Raw genomic sequence first — 870 nt, 5'->3', positions numbered from 1 at the left:
TGTGCGGCTGCCGCCCCTGCGACAAAACGTTGCTTTCCTACCTGGAATCCGCATCGAGCAAGTTGAAACCCGTCGAAAATACGATTCGTGAGCGGCTGAAGGAAAGCGCGGTGCTCCATTGCGACGAGACTGGACTACGTATCCAGGGGACGACCAACTGGGTGCACGTGGCTTCCAATGCGAACTACACGCTGCTCACCCTGCATGCCAGTCGTGGATCGCAAGGCATGCAGGCCGGTGGCATTCTTGCAGCGTACGACGGTATTGTGGTGCATGACAGTTATGGCGCGTACTTCAGAAATGAATTTGGATTTGAACGACAGCTATGCTGCGCGCATCTGCTGCGCGAGCTTCAAGGCATCACAGAATACGACAACCATCGCTGGTCGAGCCGCATGAAGCAGCTCTTGCAGCTCAGCTGGAAGCTGGCTTGCAAGTACCGCGAGCAAGAGAAGCCCCTTCCAGAAGCGCTGCTCCAACGGCTCCAATCGCAATACGACGCCATTTTAAAGCATGGTGCAGCCGAATGGCAGAAGGATCCCGTTCGAGAGAAGACAGGACCCCGAGGGCGAAAAGTGAAGAGCAAGGCCGGCAATCTCGCTCAGCGCTTGCTCGCACACAAGGCCGCCATCCTCCGCTTTCTCTCCAATCCGCAAGTTCCCTTCGACAACAACCAGGCCGAGCGCGATGTGCGCATGCTAAAGGTCAAGCAAAAGATCTCAGGCTGCTTCCGAACATGGGAGGGGGCTGTTCATTTTGCGCGCATTCGCAGTGTCATCTCCACGCTGATCAAACGCTCACACCCCATCCTGGCCTCGCTCAGTTCAGCTTTTCTGGGAGAACTTAAGTTGAATTGACCTAAGTAGTAAC

Annotated in this window: 1 protein-coding gene; it reads left to right on the top strand. The window is 55.6% G+C overall.

The annotated features are described in order from the left end of the window. A partial coding sequence (tnpC, locus tag LKX83_RS31770; protein ID WP_227887249.1) for an IS66 family transposase occupies positions 1–857 on the top strand: 857 nt, incomplete at its 5' end. Positions 858–870 lie beyond the last annotated feature (13 nt).

It is taken from the genome of Cohnella baijiui, assembly GCF_020731285.1.
Lineage (GTDB): Bacteria > Bacillota > Bacilli > Paenibacillales > Paenibacillaceae > Cohnella.
This window is presented reverse-complemented; position numbering and strand designations above follow the sequence as displayed.